Origin of the sequence: Capnocytophaga sp. oral taxon 326 str. F0382 (assembly GCF_000318295.1) — a bacterium.
GTDB lineage: Bacteria > Bacteroidota > Bacteroidia > Flavobacteriales > Flavobacteriaceae > Capnocytophaga > Capnocytophaga periodontitidis.
In genome coordinates this window covers 157,193-158,194 of the sequence record NZ_KB291413.1, presented here as the reverse complement: position 1 = coordinate 158,194, position 1,002 = coordinate 157,193, and the positions used below count along the sequence as shown (strand labels likewise).

Below are 1,002 nucleotides of genomic sequence, written 5' to 3'. Positions count from 1 at the left end.
AATGAGCTACATTCTCGTGGAATTCCTTCTCTTTCAAAAGGCTATATGCCAAATACAAACTAGGGGTAACAATGAGGATTACCAAGGTAGAGATAACAATCCGCAAACGCTTGTTAAGTGCCTCATTACCCGTATTCTTAGGGGTGTATTTCAAGTATTTAATAATGAGAAAAGTAGCAATACCTATGAAGAAGCAGTTAATGCTGTATAGGTAAAAAGCCCCTAAAAAGTAGCTAATATTGCCGGTCGCTAAGCCAAAACCTGCTGTACAAAGCGGAGGCATTAGGGCAGTAGCGATAGCTACCCCAGGGATAGGATTTCCTTTGTCCTCGCGAGTGAGCGAGATAGCCCCTACCAACCCACCCACAAAGGCAATAAACACATCGTAGATAGTAGGCGAGGTGCGAGCTAAAAGCTCCGACTGCACATCCTTAAACGGACTGATATAGAAGTAGATAAACGATACTATAAGGCTCACAACGGTAGCGATAAGCAGACTGCGCCCTGTTTTCTTCAGTAGCTCAAAGTCGTAGGTAGCCAACGCAAATCCTGCCCCCACGATAGGCCCCATAAGCGGAGAGATAAGCATCGCTCCGATAATAACAGCCGTAGAATTGACATTTAGTCCAATTGAAGCAATAAGGATAGCACAGGCTAAAATCCACAAGTTAGCACCTCTGAAAGAGATATTGCTGAGGATATCCTCAATTACTTTTTCTTTTTTCTCTTCGCCTTGGTGTAGATTAAATAGGTTTTTTAAGAAACTCATAATGTTAAGTATTTATGATGTTAGTTTTTAGTCATTAGTACAAACTACTAATGCTTTTTATGTGAAGTGCAAAGATAAGCATAATTTATCAATTAACCAATATGTCAATTTGTCGATTAGTGGCGCAAAACTATAAGATATTAAATGAAGTAGCAAATGTATTCGTCTGCTATTCAGTTTAATACCTATTATTGTTCGGTGTAGAGCCACTGTAGAGCCACTGTAGAGCCACT

General features: G+C 40.1%; 1 protein-coding gene. It reads right to left on the bottom strand.

All coding sequences use genetic code 11. The annotated features are described in order from the left end of the window. Positions 1–769: DUF389 domain-containing protein (locus HMPREF9073_RS16295; protein ID WP_009750949.1), on the bottom strand; the 769-nt coding region annotated here is incomplete at its 3' end. Positions 770–1,002 lie beyond the last annotated feature (233 nt).